The sequence below is a fragment of the Microbacterium schleiferi genome (genome assembly GCF_015565955.1).
GTDB classification, from domain to species: domain Bacteria; phylum Actinomycetota; class Actinomycetes; order Actinomycetales; family Microbacteriaceae; genus Microbacterium; species Microbacterium schleiferi_A.
In genome coordinates this window covers 3,172,828-3,187,619 of record NZ_CP064760.1, presented here as the reverse complement: position 1 = coordinate 3,187,619, position 14,792 = coordinate 3,172,828, and the positions used below count along the sequence as shown (strand labels likewise).

12 protein-coding genes and 1 pseudogene are annotated in these 14,792 nt (G+C 67.8%); 9 read left to right on the top strand and 4 right to left on the bottom strand.

The features are described from left to right. Window positions 1-59: 59 nt before the first annotated feature. Window positions 60-1,465 (bottom strand): annotated as a pseudogene (locus IT882_RS15520) (IS1380 family transposase). A gap of 485 nt (window positions 1,466-1,950) precedes the next feature. Between IT882_RS15520 and IT882_RS15515 the strand changes: the two are divergent. Beyond that, window positions 1,951-2,967, top strand: coding sequence for a mechanosensitive ion channel family protein (locus IT882_RS15515; protein WP_195692589.1), 1,017 nt, complete (start codon window positions 1,951-1,953; stop codon window positions 2,965-2,967). 202 nt (window positions 2,968-3,169) lie between these two features. On the opposite strand, the gene IT882_RS15510 is transcribed toward IT882_RS15515, so the two are convergent. Continuing rightward, the gene (locus IT882_RS15510; protein WP_135950160.1) at window positions 3,170-4,576 is read right to left on the bottom strand and encodes an IS1380 family transposase; all 1,407 of its coding nucleotides are present in this window, start codon (window positions 4,574-4,576) and stop codon (window positions 3,170-3,172) included. Between the two features lie 120 nt (window positions 4,577-4,696). Then, on the bottom strand, window positions 4,697-5,374 hold the full coding sequence (locus tag IT882_RS15505; RefSeq protein WP_324253951.1) for a formate/nitrite transporter family protein: 678 nt from the start codon (window positions 5,372-5,374) through the stop codon (window positions 4,697-4,699). Window positions 5,375-5,778: 404 nt separating this feature from the next. Between IT882_RS15505 and IT882_RS15500 the strand changes: the two genes are divergently transcribed. The 7 genes from IT882_RS15500 (at window position 5,779) to IT882_RS15470 (ending at window position 12,725) form a co-directional block, all read left to right on the top strand. Then, window positions 5,779-6,822 (top strand): TerC family protein, encoded by a 1,044-nt coding sequence (locus IT882_RS15500; protein ID WP_195692588.1) that lies wholly within the window; start codon window positions 5,779-5,781, stop codon window positions 6,820-6,822. A gap of 106 nt (window positions 6,823-6,928) precedes the next feature. After that, window positions 6,929-8,197 (top strand): hemolysin family protein, encoded by a 1,269-nt coding sequence (locus IT882_RS15495; protein ID WP_195692587.1) that lies wholly within the window; start codon window positions 6,929-6,931, stop codon window positions 8,195-8,197. 144 nt (window positions 8,198-8,341) lie between these two features. After that, window positions 8,342-8,812 carry a hypothetical protein gene (locus IT882_RS15490; RefSeq protein ID WP_195692586.1) on the top strand — a complete coding sequence of 157 codons (471 nt, stop codon included), beginning with the start codon at window positions 8,342-8,344 and terminating at the stop codon, window positions 8,810-8,812. 24 nt (window positions 8,813-8,836) lie between these two features. Then, entirely contained in the window at window positions 8,837-9,598 is a 762-nt protein-coding gene (locus IT882_RS15485) for a L,D-transpeptidase (protein WP_195692585.1), read from the top strand. A gap of 18 nt (window positions 9,599-9,616) precedes the next feature. Beyond that, a complete protein-coding gene (locus IT882_RS15480; RefSeq protein WP_195692584.1) occupies window positions 9,617-11,206 on the top strand; it encodes an RNA polymerase sigma factor in 1,590 nt (529 codons plus the stop codon). 88 nt (window positions 11,207-11,294) lie between these two features. After that, window positions 11,295-12,038 (top strand): alpha/beta fold hydrolase, encoded by a 744-nt coding sequence (locus IT882_RS15475; protein ID WP_195692583.1) that lies wholly within the window; start codon window positions 11,295-11,297, stop codon window positions 12,036-12,038. A gap of 33 nt (window positions 12,039-12,071) precedes the next feature. Further along, a complete protein-coding gene (locus tag IT882_RS15470) occupies window positions 12,072-12,725 on the top strand; it encodes a hypothetical protein (protein WP_195692582.1) in 654 nt (217 codons plus the stop codon). Here IT882_RS15470 and IT882_RS15465 read toward each other — a convergent pair. Next, window positions 12,722-13,627, bottom strand: a complete 906-nt coding sequence (locus IT882_RS15465) for a LysR family transcriptional regulator (protein ID WP_195692581.1) — start codon at window positions 13,625-13,627, stop codon at window positions 12,722-12,724. The genes IT882_RS15470 and IT882_RS15465 overlap by 4 nt on opposite strands. 131 nt (window positions 13,628-13,758) lie before the next feature. Here IT882_RS15465 and IT882_RS15460 point away from each other — a divergent pair, with 131 nt between their 5' ends. Continuing rightward, window positions 13,759-14,787, top strand: a complete 1,029-nt coding sequence (locus IT882_RS15460; protein ID WP_195692580.1) for an amidohydrolase family protein — start codon at window positions 13,759-13,761, stop codon at window positions 14,785-14,787. Window positions 14,788-14,792 lie beyond the last annotated feature (5 nt).

The window sequence follows — 14,792 nt, the reverse complement described above, 5'->3', positions numbered from 1 at the left end:
CCGGGCGTCGCATCCCGGTCGTCCACTTGGTCCTCGGTCGTGCCGCGTTGCGGCGATGGTCAGGTGGTCACCGTTGGCGGTGGCGCGTGCGTGGCTGTGAAGAGCCGGTCGAACGCGGTCTGCCATGGCCAGGCCTCGGGCAGGTGCAGCGTGATTCGGCGCGCGGAGCGCGCCAGCCGTGCGGGGACGTGGATCAGGGTGCGGCGGATCGTCGCGGTCGTTGCTCTCGCGAGCCGTCCCGCTCGGTCGGCGACGAGACCGGCAGCGCGGGTGAGGTTGAATGCGATCACGGCGATGACGAGCCAGGCGCTGTTCGCGGTGAACACCCCGGAGGGCAGGTGCGCGAGCGGCCCCGCTTTGAGGTCGGCGTGGACCTGCTCGATGATCGCGTGACCGCGGTGGGTCTTGTCCGCGGCCACCGTGTCCATCACCTCCTTCGCTGTGGTGGTGAAGAACGCGTGATGCCGGTAGACGTCGAACAGGGTCGGCTGCTCCACCTGTCTCGGGTTCAGATCGGGGATGCGCCGCACCACCAACCGTCCGGCGACCTGTTCCGCCTTCTTCCTCGAGCGGAACGCGGTGAACGGGACCTCGGCGACCTCGGCTTTGGAGATCAGCTGCCCGGTGGTCTCGTCACGGATCGCGTCGGTGTACTCGATCATCTCCCACGCATCATCCGGGATGGTCGCGATCGCGGCCTTCACCGCCGGGTCCATCCTCACGGTCACCGACACGTCGGCGCCCGCCTTGATCGCGGTGCCGACGGTCGCGTGTCCGTAGAACGCGGAGTCCGCCCGCAGCAACGGCCTGGCCCCGGTCGCGGCGCGGGTGCGGCGCAGGGTGGCGAGAGCATCGCCGACGATCCGCGCGGCCCCCTTCGGGGACCCGGTCTTCCCCTGCCGCAACCGCTGGGCCAGGATCACCGGCGCCGACGAGGTGGTCGATGCCGTGGCGAGGAGGGCGTTCAGCCCCGGACGCCGGAGTACCCGAAACCGGCGCCCTGCTTCTGGTATCCGTGGACCTCGATGATGGTGTCGTCCAGATCCACCATCACCCGCTCGCCATCGCCTGCTCGGAGCAGCGGCGCGTCGACAGCGAGATTCGCGAACACCCGGGAGGCGACGGCGTCGAGCTGGCGGACGTGTCCGAACCGGAACTCCCGCAGGAACGACCCGAGCGTCGACGGCGCATACGTCCGGTCGAACAACCGGCCCATTCCGCCATGGCGGAGCAGGTTCATGTCGTCGATCGAGTCCGCCCCGGCGAGCATGCCCGCGACCAGTGCCATCACCTTCGCACCCGCGTTGGCGCCCTTATCCGTCGGGACGCTCAACCGCTCACGCGCGAGCTCGTCCAACCCCGCGGAACGCGCCAGGCGGAGCATCGGCACCAGCCCCGCGGCCGACACGAGATTCGGATCATCGAACACCGCAGACACTGCGGCGGGGGCGTGCTTGAATTGCATCTACGAGATGCCTCTCCGACCAGACGAACAGAACCCTAAGCAAGCTCTATTCTTCCTGATCAGAGGGGCATTTCTACGTCACGACGCTCGCTCAACGCCCCGTCCATCGGTGGATCGAGGTTTAGTGCCGCCTACGACCGCGCCGCCGACATCATTCGCGAAGTCACACCTGCACAGGTGGGGCAGGACATCACTGTGCTGGGGCTTCGCCGCCCATCAGCCACCTGGACCTACATGACCAGCGACAACCCGCTCGGAAGCCCGATGGACCGCGCCGCTCGAGCAGCCGGCAAATGGATGCGGACCCGCGTGTACCGGATCGAATAGCTCAGCGGGCCACCCGTCGAATGCGCTCGCGATGCAAAGCGTGCTCGATGTCTACTCGGCTCCTCGTTTCCGCCACGGTCGCCTCGCATCGGTGACGGTCTGTGACGCACCGGCGGGGCCAGCTCGTGGTCGGTCGTCGTCTGTGGTGAGGTGAGAAAATGCCAGACGTCAACGCGGAGGTCGTCGAGATCCTCGACAACACGTATGCGTGGTCCGACCTGATCACCGCCGCGATCATCGCGTTCGTCGCGATCATCGCAGCCATCGTGCTGCGACGATTGATCGTGCGCTACTCCCGGCGCAAGGACACGGCACACACCGCCACCTGGTACACGCTCTCGCGCCTGGTGACCTACACGGTCCTGACGGTCGGGTTCTTTCTCGTCATCTCTGAGCTGGGTGTTCCGCTGAGCGAGTTCACCCTCCTCGCCGGTGCGCTTGGCGTGGGACTCGGGTTCGGCCTGCAGTCCCTCGTCGCGAACTTCGTCGCGGGAATTGTGCTGCTGCTGGACAAGTCACTTAAGGTCGGTGACTTCGTCGAACTCGAATCGGGTGCGACCGGGCAGGTGCGCGACATCCGGATGCGTGCAACGACCATCGTTACCAACGACAACATCGACGTCATCGTCCCGAACTCCGAGTTCGTCACAGGCCGGGTCGTCAACTGGACGCACCGCGAGGTACGCCGCCGCGTACGCATCCCCTTCGGCGTTGCGTACGGTACCGACAAGGAGTTGGTGAAGAGGGCTGCGCTCGAAGCGGCGGAGGCGGTGCCGTTCACACTCGACCTCGAAGGTCCCTTACGCCCGCAGGTGTGGTTGAGCGAGTTCGGCGACAGCGCACTGGGATTCGAACTCGTCGTCTGGCTCAATCCCGAAGCCACCATGAAGCCGGTCGCTGTCACAGCCGCCTACAACTGGGCTTTGCATACTGCGCTCCAGCGTCACAGCATCGAGATCCCGTTCCCGCAGCGAGATGTGCACGTTCGAACCCTGTTCGGGTTGTCGGGAGAAGACGCTCGCGACGCGCTTCGGCTGGAGAAGCACGACCTCGACGAGGGAGCGTCGCCTGCAGCACCGGCGACCGGAGACAACGATGCCATTTCCGATGTCAGCGGAGAGGCTGGGTACGCACCGGAACGCGCCGATCATGCCCGCCCGCGCGAGGACGGGTGAGTCGTCGAACGGGGCGGGATAGAGACCGCGAGACAGCCTCCCCCGCAGGGTCGCGGGCCTAAGCCTCGATCCACCGATGAGCCGTGGGTGTGCCGGGGCGGCATGATCGGGGCGCGGTGACGCGTCGAGGGCAGGGTTGAGTTCCGGGCGTCGCATCCCGGTCGTCCACTTGGTCCTCGGTCGTGCCGCGTTGCGGCGATGGTCAGGTGGTCACCGTTGGCGGTGGCGCGTGCGTGGCTGTGAAGAGCCGGTCGAACGCGGTCTGCCATGGCCAGGCCTCGGGCAGGTGCAGCGTGATTCGGCGCGCGGAGCGCGCCAGCCGTGCGGGGACGTGGATCAGGGTGCGGCGGATCGTCGCGGTCGTTGCTCTCGCGAGCCGTCCCGCTCGGTCGGCGACGAGACCGGCAGCGCGGGTGAGGTTGAATGCGATCACGGCGATGACGAGCCAGGCGCTGTTCGCGGTGAACACCCCGGAGGGCAGGTGCGCGAGCGGCCCCGCTTTGAGGTCGGCGTGGACCTGCTCGATGATCGCGTGACCGCGGTGGGTCTTGTCCGCGGCCACCGTGTCCATCACCTCCTTCGCTGTGGTGGTGAAGAACGCGTGATGCCGGTAGACGTCGAACAGGGTCGGCTGCTCCACCTGTCTCGGGTTCAGATCGGGGATGCGCCGCACCACCAACCGTCCGGCGACCTGTTCCGCCTTCTTCCTCGAGCGGAACGCGGTGAACGGGACCTCGGCGACCTCGGCTTTGGAGATCAGCTGCCCGGTGGTCTCGTCACGGATCGCGTCGGTGTACTCGATCATCTCCCACGCATCATCCGGGATGGTCGCGATCGCGGCCTTCACCGCCGGGTCCATCCTCACGGTCACCGACACGTCGGCGCCCGCCTTGATCGCGGTGCCGACGGTCGCGTGTCCGTAGAACGCGGAGTCCGCCCGCAGCAACGGCCTGGCCCCGGTCGCGGCGCGGGTGCGGCGCAGGGTGGCGAGAGCATCGCCGACGATCCGCGCGGCCCCCTTCGGGGACCCGGTCTTCCCCTGCCGCAACCGCTGGGCCAGGATCACCGGCGCCGACGAGGTGGTCGATGCCGTGGCGAGGAGGGCGTTCAGCCCCCGGACGCCGGAGTACCCGAAACCGGCGCCCTGCTTCTGGTATCCGTGGACCTCGATGATGGTGTCGTCCAGATCCACCATCACCCGCTCGCCATCGCCTGCTCGGAGCAGCGGCGCGTCGACAGCGAGATTCGCGAACACCCGGGAGGCGACGGCGTCGAGCTGGCGGACGTGTCCGAACCGGAACTCCCGCAGGAACGACCCGAGCGTCGACGGCGCATACGTCCGGTCGAACAACCGGCCCATTCCGCCATGGCGGAGCAGGTTCATGTCGTCGATCGAGTCCGCCCCGGCGAGCATGCCCGCGACCAGTGCCATCACCTTCGCACCCGCGTTGGCGCCCTTATCCGTCGGGACGCTCAACCGCTCACGCGCGAGCTCGTCCAACCCCGCGGAACGCGCCAGGCGGAGCATCGGCACCAGCCCCGCGGCCGACACGAGATTCGGATCATCGAACACCGCAGACACTGCGGCGGGGGCGTGCTTGAATTGCATCTACGAGATGCCTCTCCGACCAGACGAACAGAACCCTAAGCAAGCTCTATTCTTCCTGATCAGAGGGGCATTTCTACGTCACGACGCTCGCTCAACGCCCCGTCCATCGGTGGATCGAGGCTAAGCTCTCCCGGCGTTCCTGTGGCGTCGAAGCTCGAACAGCTCCCCGGTTCGCACGATGCGCAGCACGGTGACCAGCAGGAGGCCGCCGATCAGGTTCAACAGAAGCACCGGCAGGAACCAGAGCAGCCAATCCAGATACGTGATCGGAGCTCCGCTGATGATCGCCCCGAAGGCGAACAGCGAATCCAGGATGGAGTGGAACAGCTGGAAGCCGGCGAGCACGAAGCCGCCCGCAACAGCCGCCGCGATCTTCGCGGGCACGGACTCGGTGCCCGTCTGCATCCTCGTCATGAGAGTGATGACGGCACCGCCGAGAATCGCGAGAGCAGCGAATTCGAGACTGAGGGGGGCATCGATGAAGTGCTGAGCGGTCTCGGCGAGGACCGGGTGCCAGTCGGGAAAGGCGAAGACGATGATGGCCATGATCAGCCAGCCGCCGAGCAGATTGGCGAGCAGCGTACCGCCCCAGAGCTTGGCGAGCTCGACTCCGGTGCCTTCCCGAGCGACCAGGGCGGCGATCGGCATCAGGAAGTTCTCGGTGAAGAGCTCGCTGTGTGCCAGCAGAAGCGCGACGAGCCCGATGCTAAATCCGAGGCCCGCCAGCAGCTGATCCCCTGTCTCGTAGAGGATGCCGAGGTAGACGAGCACGCCGATCCCGACCTCGATCCCGCCCAGGAATCCGGTGACGAGCGTCGCGCGAAACGTCCGGTGCAGCCGCTCAGCCCCTCGCCGACGACCTCTTCGAACTCGATCTCGATCTCTTCTTCGACGGGCTGGTCATTGGAGCCGTCCCGGCGCCGTTGCTCGGCCCGCGCCTCGCGCGAATCGCTCATGGGGCCATCCTCGCAGTCGCCGGGGGCAGAAGGGCGGCCGCAACAGATTCCCGATCTCCCAGCCCCTTCTCAGAAATAGGAACTGCGATTCCGGTATCGTCGCGCGTAACCAAGGGGAGTACTCCACCACGGTTGGCTCGTCATTACGGATGCGGACGAACGCATTCCGGGCCGCCGGTTCCCGTTCCGGGGATGGAGAAGACCTTGGCGTAGATCTGATCATCAACGCCAAGGCAGGAGTCCCTTGTGAACGTCACCCTGACGGTCTGGCTCATCACGATCGCGGTCACGATCGCGTTCTTCGTGTACGAGTTCTATGCGCATGTGCGCAAGCCCCATGAGCCGACCCTGGGCGAATCCGCCCGGTGGTCGGCGTTCTACATCGGGCTTGCCCTGCTGTTCGGTGTGGGAATCGGGATCGTCTCGGGATGGGACTTCGGCGGCGAGTACTTCGCCGGCTACCTGACCGAAAAGGCTCTGTCGATCGACAACCTCTTCGTCTTCCTCATCGTCATGACCGGCTTCGCGGTGCCGAAGATCTACCAGCAGAAGGTGCTGATGATCGGCATCGTCATCGCCCTCATCATGCGCGGCATCTTCATCGCCGTCGGCGCTGCCCTGATCGAGAACTTCTCCTGGGTCTTCTGGATCTTCGGCGGTTTGCTGCTCTACCTCGCCTACCGGCAGGCGTTCAGCCACGGCGAGTCCGACCCCGCCAACGGCAAGTTCATGCGGTTCATGCGCCGCATCCTGCCGGTGAGCGACGAGTACAACGGTGACAAACTGACGGTGAAGAAGGACGGACGCCGCTTCGTCACCCCGATGCTCCTCGTCATCATCGCGATCGGGTTCGTTGACCTCATCTTCGCGGTTGACTCGATCCCCGCGATCTACGGGCTCACGCAGGAGGCGTACATCGTCTTCACCGCAAACGCCTTCGCCCTCATGGGCCTTCGCCAGCTCTACTTCCTCATCGGCGGGCTGCTGGAGCGCCTGGTCTACCTCGCACAGGGCCTCGCCGTCATCCTCGCCTTCATCGGGGTGAAGCTGCTCATCCACGCCCTTCACAAGAACGAGCTGCCGTTCCTCAACGGCGGAGAGCCGATCACCGTGATTCCCGAGATCCCGATCTGGGTGTCGCTGCTGTTCATCGCGGGCACGATCGCGGTGGCCACGGTCGCGAGCCTGGCGAAGACCCGCAAAGACAGCCGCGCCAGCGCGATCGCCGAGAAGGCGAGCGACGAGGATGCCGCCGCCGATGCGATCACCGACGCGCGGGAGCGCCCGTGACCGCAACGCGAACGGCCGCGGGTGCCGATGCCCTCGGTGACAGACGCAGCGCCTGGGTGACCCCGGGCGGCAACCGGGAGACCGCGCACGGCGGGGTGACCCGCTGATGGGCGAACTGTGGTGGAACATCGCGCTTGTCGTGGTGTTCGTGCTCATCGGTGGCGTGTTCGCCGCGACCGAGATGGCCCTCGTGACGCTTCGCGAGAGTCAACTCAACGCGATCGCCGCGCGCGGCAAGCGGGGAGCGAGGGTCGCGGCGCTTGCCCGCAACCCGAACACGTTCCTGTCTGCGGTGCAGATCGGGGTCACCGTCGCCGGCTTTGCCTCGGCGGCGTACGGCGCAGCATCCATCGCCCCGTCGGTGACGCCGTTGCTGACCGCTCTCGGCTTCGCGGAGCCGGTCGCTGCGACGGTCGCGGCGATCGGGTTGACCCTCGCGATCGCGTACCTCTCGCTCGTGCTGGGCGAACTCGTTCCCAAGCGACTCGCGATCCAGCGCAACGCGCAATTCGCGTACGCCGTCGCGCCGGTGCTGGACGGGTTCGCCGTGCTGATGCGTCCCGTCATCTGGCTGCTGTCGGTGTCGACGAATGCGCTCGTACGGCTGCTCGGCGGCGACCCGAACAAGACCGCCGACGAGCTCAGCGACGAAGAGATCCGTGACATCGTCACCTCCCACCAGGGCCTGCCCGAAGACGAGCGCCGCATCCTCGACGACGTCCTGTCGCTCCGGGGCCGACAAGTGAGCGAGGTCATGCGCCCACGGCCCGAGGTCGTCGCCCTGGATGACGGAACCAGCGTCGGCGAGGCGATCGAACGGGTGCGCGACCTGCCCTACTCCCGGTACCCGGTCGCCGATACCTCGATCGACGACATCATCGGATTCGTCCACGTACGAGACCTCTTCGACGCGGCAGCCGACGACGGTGCGCAACCGGTCACGGCCCTGGCGCGGGAGATTCCGTACGTGCCGGCTACCGCACGCGTTCTTCCGACGCTCACAAGTCTGCGAGCGCGCGGCCACCACATCGCTGTCGTCGTCGATGAGTACGGCGGAACCGATGGGATCGTCACGCTTGAGGATCTCGTCGAAGAGGTCGTGGGTGAGATCTTCGACGAATACGACACCACCGAGAATCCGATGGTCGGCAGCGACACGATCGAGGGCCGCCTCAATCTCCAAGAGTTCGAGGAACGCACCGGCATCGAGCTGCCGCGCGGCAGCTCCGACACGGTAGCCGGATACGTGATCGAGCAGCTGGGGCGCCTCGCGATCGTGGGCGACACGGTCGACATCCCCGGGGCGACCCTTCAGGTCACTGCGCTGGATCGACGACGGATCGCGACCGTGCGTATCGTGCGCGTTGACCCGTGATGCCGTACCGGTGACCTCCACTGGAACGGAAACCACCTCCGGGAAAAAAGTCGAGCACAACCTGTAAGAGCGTCGCCCGTCGATCGTCAGGACTGGGGAATGGGAGCGGAAGAGCCGCCCCCGTCACCCCGTAAGGAGACGATCATGGACCTCACTTCTCACCTCACCGTCGGCTCGGGCGCCGCGCTCGCCGTCGCGCTGATCGCCGGAGTCGCGGCGCCAGCTGTCGCGGTTCCGGCAGAGGCCGCCGCGCTGACGGCATCCGGCTCGGCGCGACACGCGATCGACGACCTCGACGGCGACCTCGCCCCGAAGCCCAAGGTCACCGTGACCGCTGACGCTTCGTGCGGCACCGCAGCCGGAATCGCCTACGTGATCACGACGCACAACGCCCCGGTCACCGCGACCGGCGTCGAGTTCCAATGGATGGACGAGAACGGCGCGACGAGCCAGAGCCTCGCCCAGACCGGGACCGTCCCCTCGGGCGAGGGACTGTTCGACGTGCGTGCCCTCCTCCACACCACCACCGGGTTCTACGCATCCGACTGGCAGGAGGTCGTCATCGACTGCGACAACGATCTGCCGCTGCGGGCCAACCCGGACTTCACGGGCTGAGCGCCGCAGCGAGAGGAGACGGACATGGACATCGCACGCATCCGGCACCGCCTCGCGCTGGTGCTCGTCCTCGCTCTCGGGTCCGCCGTGCTCGCCGGTTGCGGCGAGCCGGCGGGTCCGGCCCCCGCGCCGCCCGCGACTGCGGAGCCCGCGATGACGCTGGCCTCGCCCGATGCCGCGGCGGGACCCGCCACCGTGGCTCGCCTGCACGAAGCGACTGACGTCTTCGACGCGCCCCGCGGCTCCGTTCAGCGGTCCCTGGCCGCCGCAACCGACTTCGGATCACAGACAGTGCTGCTGATCACGCGCGTCGGAGCGGGCGAGGATGCCGGATGGCTCGAGGTGCTGCTCCCGGGCAGGCCCAACGGAACCCTCGGCTGGATCCGTTCCGATGCGGTGGAGGTGCGCGAGGTCGCGCTCGAGGTGCGGGTGGACCTCGCGGCGCGCACGCTCACGCTGCGGGAGGGCGAGGAGGTCGTGTGGAGCACGCCGACGGCGATCGGCGATCCCGACCACCCCACGCCCACGGGTCGCTTCTACGTCACCGACAAACTGGAAACCGGCGACCCCGACGGCGGCTACGGCCCCTACGCGCTGGGCCTGTCGGCCTACTCCGACGTGCTCACCGAGTTCGCCGGGGGAGACGGTCAGGTCGGCATCCACGGCACGAACGTGCCGAGCAGCATCGGCCAGGCGGTCTCCCACGGGTGCCTGCGCATCGACAACGGGCTTGTTGCCGAACTGGCAGCTCTGCTACCCCTGGGAACACCGGTGATGATCTCGTGACGACGGAAAGGTACCCGTGTGGACGGTCAGGCACGACCGGAGACGGAGCGAGACGCGCGGCTGGTCGAAGCCGTTCGCGAAGGCCACAAGGATGCCTTCGCGCAGCTCGTCGAAGCATGGTTCGACCGGTGCTGGGAGGTGTCGTGGCGGATCCTGCGCGACCGCGACCGGGCCGCCGAGGTCACGCAGGACGTCATGCTCGCCGCCTGGCAGAAGCTCGACACGCTCACCGCCCCCGGGTCGTTCGGCGGGTGGGTGCTGCGGATGTCTCGCAATAGGTCGCTGGATCGGCTCGCCCACGAACAGCGGATGCTCCCCACCGATGAGGAGTGGATGCTCGAGCCGGCCGACACGGCGGCGAGCCTGGGCGATCCGGAGCAGGAGGCGCAGCGGCGCGAGGCGCACGACCTGGTGTGGCATGCCGCCGCCGCCCTCGGTGAGCGGGATGCGAGCATCCTGGATCTTCACCTTCGACACGGCCTGGAAGCCAAGGACCTCGCGGACGAGCTAGGGATCGAACCGAACGCGGCCAATCAGGCGCTGCACCGGATGCGGGGCCGGCTGGGAACGGCCATTCGCGCCCGGCTCCTCTGGCACCGGGGGTCGCCCCGGTGCACCGAGCTGGCGGCGGAGCTTGCCGCCGCGCGGATCGAGGAATTCGGGCCACAGCTCGTTCGCGTGATCGATCGGCACGCGAAGGCGTGCGACGCGTGCGCGCGGCAGCAACGCACCCTCACCAGCCCGGTTGCCCTCTTTGCGGCGGTACCGCTCGTCGCGGTGGCGCCATCCCTGCGGGCCGCGAGCGCTCAGGCCCTCGCCGCCCAGGGCGTCCCGGTGCCGTCGTCGTGGGCCGCAGGTTCCGGCGGAGCTCACAGCGTGGATGCCCCGAGCGTGGATGCCCCGAGCGTGGATGCCCCGAGCGTGGATGCCCCGAGCGCGGATGCACACAGTGCGGGCCCACCGCCGAGCCCCGGGTCTTCGAACGGCGGGGCGCCGAAGACGGATGCCGCCGCATCCGGGGCCGCTGACGCGATGCAATCCGAGGCGACGAGCCCCCTGACAGGCGCGCGTCGTGCCACCCGCGGCCGCACGCTCTCGCGCGGAGCCATCGCGCTCATCGTGGTGGCGGCGGTGCTGCTGCTCGCAGGAGGCATCGCCGCGGTTTCGCTGGGACTCGGCGCGGCATCCACACCCGCGACGACAGCCACGCCAACGCCAACGCCACCGTCGATGACCCCAACGCCAACGCCTCCACCCACTCCCCGGCCCACCCCGACGCCGAGCGCAACACCGACCACGTCGGTACCGACGGACCCACCCGAGAAAGAACCGCCCCCGGCCCTCCCTGTGCCGACGGTCGAGGTCAGTGCCGGCTGGGTCGGCGTGGCCGGTTGTCCGACGGAGACGCCCTTCCTGTACCGCATCCGATGGTCGACGACCGACGCCGATGCCGTGCGACTGTCGGGGACCTGGGGCAGCGACGAGGTCGCGCTCTCCGGCGAGGCTGAGCGATGCGGCGAGATGACCGCGCAGTTCACCCTCACGGCAACGGGTCCCGGCGGTGAGACGATCGCGACCGTCGACGCGGAGGCGACCCCCGCGGCGTAGTCCTTTCGGTGGCCGAGTCCACGCGATTGTGATCGCGCTGATAGCCTCCACACGTCCGCAGCGTCGCCGCGACGAAAGGAATTCCGCAATGCCCACCCCTGCCCCGAGTCTCGTCCTGGTCCACGGCGCATGGGGCGGCGGATGGGTCTGGCGCCGCGTGCTGGGCCCCCTGCGCGACGCCGGCTTCGAGGTTCACACCGTGACTCTGACCGGTGATGGCGAGCGTGCACATCTGCGCCGACCCGACATCGACCTGCACACCCACATCGCCGACGTCCTCGGGCTGGTCGAGATGGAAGAGCTCGAGCGGGTCGTGCTGGTCGGGCACAGCTACGGCGGGATGGTGGTCACCGGAGCGGCGGTCGAGCTCCAGCAGCAGCATCCGGGCGTGCTCGCCGGCCTCGTCTACGTCGACGCCATGTTCCCCCAACCGGGTGACGGATGGGGCGTCGCCCACCCGCCCGAGGTTGCTGCCGCGCGCCTGGCCGCCGCGGCCGAACACGACAACGCCCTGCCGGCTCCGAACGCCGAAGCGGGTTTCGACCTGAGCCCCGAGGATGCCGCGTGGCTCAATCGACGCCACGTGCCGCATCCGTTCGGCATGTACCGCCAGCCCCTCGACTACGACGCCGCGCTGCTCGAGTCCGTGCCGCGCCTGTTCGTCGACTGCACGGATCCTGCCTACCCGACGATCGAACCCGTGCGCCGGCTGGTGCGGCAGGAACCGGGGTGGCAGGTCGTCGAGATCCCGACCGGCCACTTCCCCATGGTCACGACCCCGCTCGAGCTGGTCGCCCACGTGCGCGGCTTCGCCGAAGCCCTCCCCGGCTGAGCGCCGGTAGCGGCAGCGGAGCACAATAGGACCATGAGCGAACCACAGCCGAGCCTCGACACCTCCTGGGTGCGGCTGGATGCGGCATCCGTCGCCGACCTCCTCGCCGATACCGACGCGCGCTGGTGGCTCTCGGGTGGAAGCGCCTACGACCAGTGGCGCGGCGAGCCGCTGCGGGAGCGCGATCGCACGACGATCAGCACCGTCTACAACCAGCTCGACGCCCTCGTCGATGCGCTTCCCGACGGGATGAGCGCGTGGGCGAAGGTCGGCGATGATCTCACCCTGTGGTCCGACCTGCCCGACGGCGCCGACATCCCCGCGGCGTGGATCTTCGATGCGGCGATGGATGCGTGGGTGTTGCAGGTCAACCTCGAGGACGGGACGGCAGACCGCTGGGTCTACCGCCGCGACCCTCGCCTGCAGCTGCCGTGGGACAAGGCAGTGCTCGAGATCGACGGCGTGCCGACCGGCGCCCCCGAAGTGCAGCTGGTGTGGAAAGCGCTGCGGCCCTACCCGGAGGACGAAGCGGACAAGGATGTCATCCTGCCCGCCCTTCCCGAAGAGGCTCGAACGTGGTGGGAGAAGGCGATCCTGTCGATCCACCCGCACTCCACCTGGTCGATCCACGTCCGCAGCCCCTTCGCCCCCGCCAAGGCGAGCTGGAACCGGACGCGCCGGGGCTAGATCTCAGTCCCCGGTTCGACGACGGCACCGTGAACCAGCCGGCGGAACCACCGCTGCGCCGGCGTGAGGCTCGACTCGCGCCGTGTGAAGATCGCCACCGGTGTGCTCTGGCCCGGCCACGGCAGGTCGGCGATCCGTAGCGCCGGGAACCAGCCGCAGAACACCTCCGCGACATGACGCGGGAGGAACGTGACCAGGTCGGTGTCTTGCAGCACGGCGGGGAGGGTGCCGTACTCCTCGACCGTGAGCGCCACCTGCGGCATGAGGCCGTGCTCGAGCAGCAGCTGGAGCGGGTAGGTGTGCCCGCCGCGGGAGGAGACGCGCACGAACCCCCGGCCGGCGAACATGTCAGGACCCAGGGGCGGGAGTGGATGCCGCCGCGAGGTGAGGGCGACGTACTCCACGGCACGCACGGGCGTGCGCCACAGCCGCGACGCATCCATCAGGGCAACCGTGATCGCGAGGTCCAGGTGCCCGCGCACGAGCTCTTCCTCCACCTCGTCGGCATCCAACCGTTTCACCGCGAGGCGCGCGGTGGATCGCTCTCGGGCCAGGGCCGCCATGATCGGCGGCAGAAATGTCTGCTCACCGATGGAGGTCAGTCCGAGGGAGAGTTCACCGGTGAAGGCTGAGGGATCGAAGGTGGCAGTGTCGCTCACCGTCGACTCGATCTGTGCGAGCGCCTCGTGCAGCGGGCCGAACAGCTGGGTGGCGCGTGTCGTGGGCACCATGACGTGACCTTCGCGGCGGAAGAGGTCGTCGCCGAAGCGCTCTCGAAGCCGCGCGAGCGTGTAGCTCACGGTGGGTTGCGTGACATGGAGAAACTCGGCAGTGGCCGTCAGGCTGCGCAGCTCGTAGAGCACGACGAAGGTGCGCAACTGGTTCAGATCCGGGATAGCCATGCATTGACTCCATCTATGGAGAACGACTCTGGAATCTATTGGACCATATGAATGCCTCGACTTACTCTCGAGACAGGGACATCCCCCGGCAGTGACAGCACCCCCCAATCCAGTGACAAGGACGACACTCGGTGATCATCGACATCCACGGCCACTACACCACGGCACCGGCCCAACTCGGGGCGTGGCGTGACCTGCAGATCGCCTTCGCGAACGGTCAGGCTGAGGCGCCCGACCCCGCGGCTCTCCACATCAGTGACGACGACATCCGCGAGACCATCGAGGCCAACCAGCTGAAGCTCATGAACGAGCGCGGTTCAGACCTCACGGTCTTCAGCCCGCGCGCGTCGTTCATGGCTCACCACATCGGCGACCTCGCCGTCAGCCAGACCTGGGCGCGCATCTGCAACGACCTCGTGGCCCGGGTCAGCGAGCTCTTCCCCGACCGCTTCATCATCGGCGCGATGCTGCCCCAGTCGCCGGGCGAGGACCCGGCGACCTCGGTGCCCGAGCTCGTCCGGGCCGTCGAAGAGCTCGGCGCCGTCGAGATCAACCTCAACCCCGACCCCTCCGGGGGGCTCTGGACCGCTCCAGCCCTCACAGATCGCTCGTGGTATCCGATCTACGAGAAGCTCGTCGAGTACGAGATCCCCGCGATGATCCACGTCTCCACGTCGTGCAAGCCGCAGTTCCACACGACGGGTGACCACTACCTCGGTGCCGACACGACAGCATTCATGCAGCTACTCAAGGGTGACCTGTTCCGCGACTTCCCCGACCTGAAGTTCGTCATCCCCCACGGCGGCGGCGCAGTTCCCTACCACTGGGGTCGGTTCCGCGGACTCGCGATGGCGCTCGGCAAGCCCGAGCTCGAAGAGCACCTGCTGAACAACGTGTTCTTCGACACGTGCGTCTACCACCAGCCCGGCATCAACCTGCTGACCGAGGTCATCCCGACCGAGAACATCCTGTTCGCGAGCGAGATGATCGGCGCCGTGCGCGACATCGACCCGCGCACCGGCCACTACTTCGACGACACCAAGCGGTACGTCGACGGCACCCCGAACCTGACGGATGCCGAACGCGACCTCGTCTTCGAGGGCAACGCCCGCCGCGTTTACCCGCGACTGCACCGGGCGCTGACCGCACAGGGCAAGTGAGAGGA

What these genes read in the sequence shown, in the direction of transcription:
- IT882_RS15470 (WP_195692582.1), top strand. Translation starts at nt 12,072, where the DNA reads ATGAGCGAACCACAGCCGAGCCTCGACACCTCCTGGGTGCGGCTGGAT.
- IT882_RS15465 (WP_195692581.1), bottom strand. Translation starts at nt 13,627, where the DNA reads ATGGCTATCCCGGATCTGAACCAGTTGCGCACCTTCGTCGTGCTCTAC.
- IT882_RS15510 (WP_135950160.1), bottom strand. Translation starts at nt 4,576, where the DNA reads ATGCAATTCAAGCACGCCCCCGCCGCAGTGTCTGCGGTGTTCGATGAT.
- IT882_RS15495 (WP_195692587.1), top strand. Translation starts at nt 6,929, where the DNA reads ATGGGCGAACTGTGGTGGAACATCGCGCTTGTCGTGGTGTTCGTGCTC.
- IT882_RS15490 (WP_195692586.1), top strand. Translation starts at nt 8,342, where the DNA reads ATGGACCTCACTTCTCACCTCACCGTCGGCTCGGGCGCCGCGCTCGCC.
- IT882_RS15485 (WP_195692585.1), top strand. Translation starts at nt 8,837, where the DNA reads ATGGACATCGCACGCATCCGGCACCGCCTCGCGCTGGTGCTCGTCCTC.
- IT882_RS15515 (WP_195692589.1), top strand. Translation starts at nt 1,951, where the DNA reads ATGCCAGACGTCAACGCGGAGGTCGTCGAGATCCTCGACAACACGTAT.
- IT882_RS15475 (WP_195692583.1), top strand. Translation starts at nt 11,295, where the DNA reads ATGCCCACCCCTGCCCCGAGTCTCGTCCTGGTCCACGGCGCATGGGGC.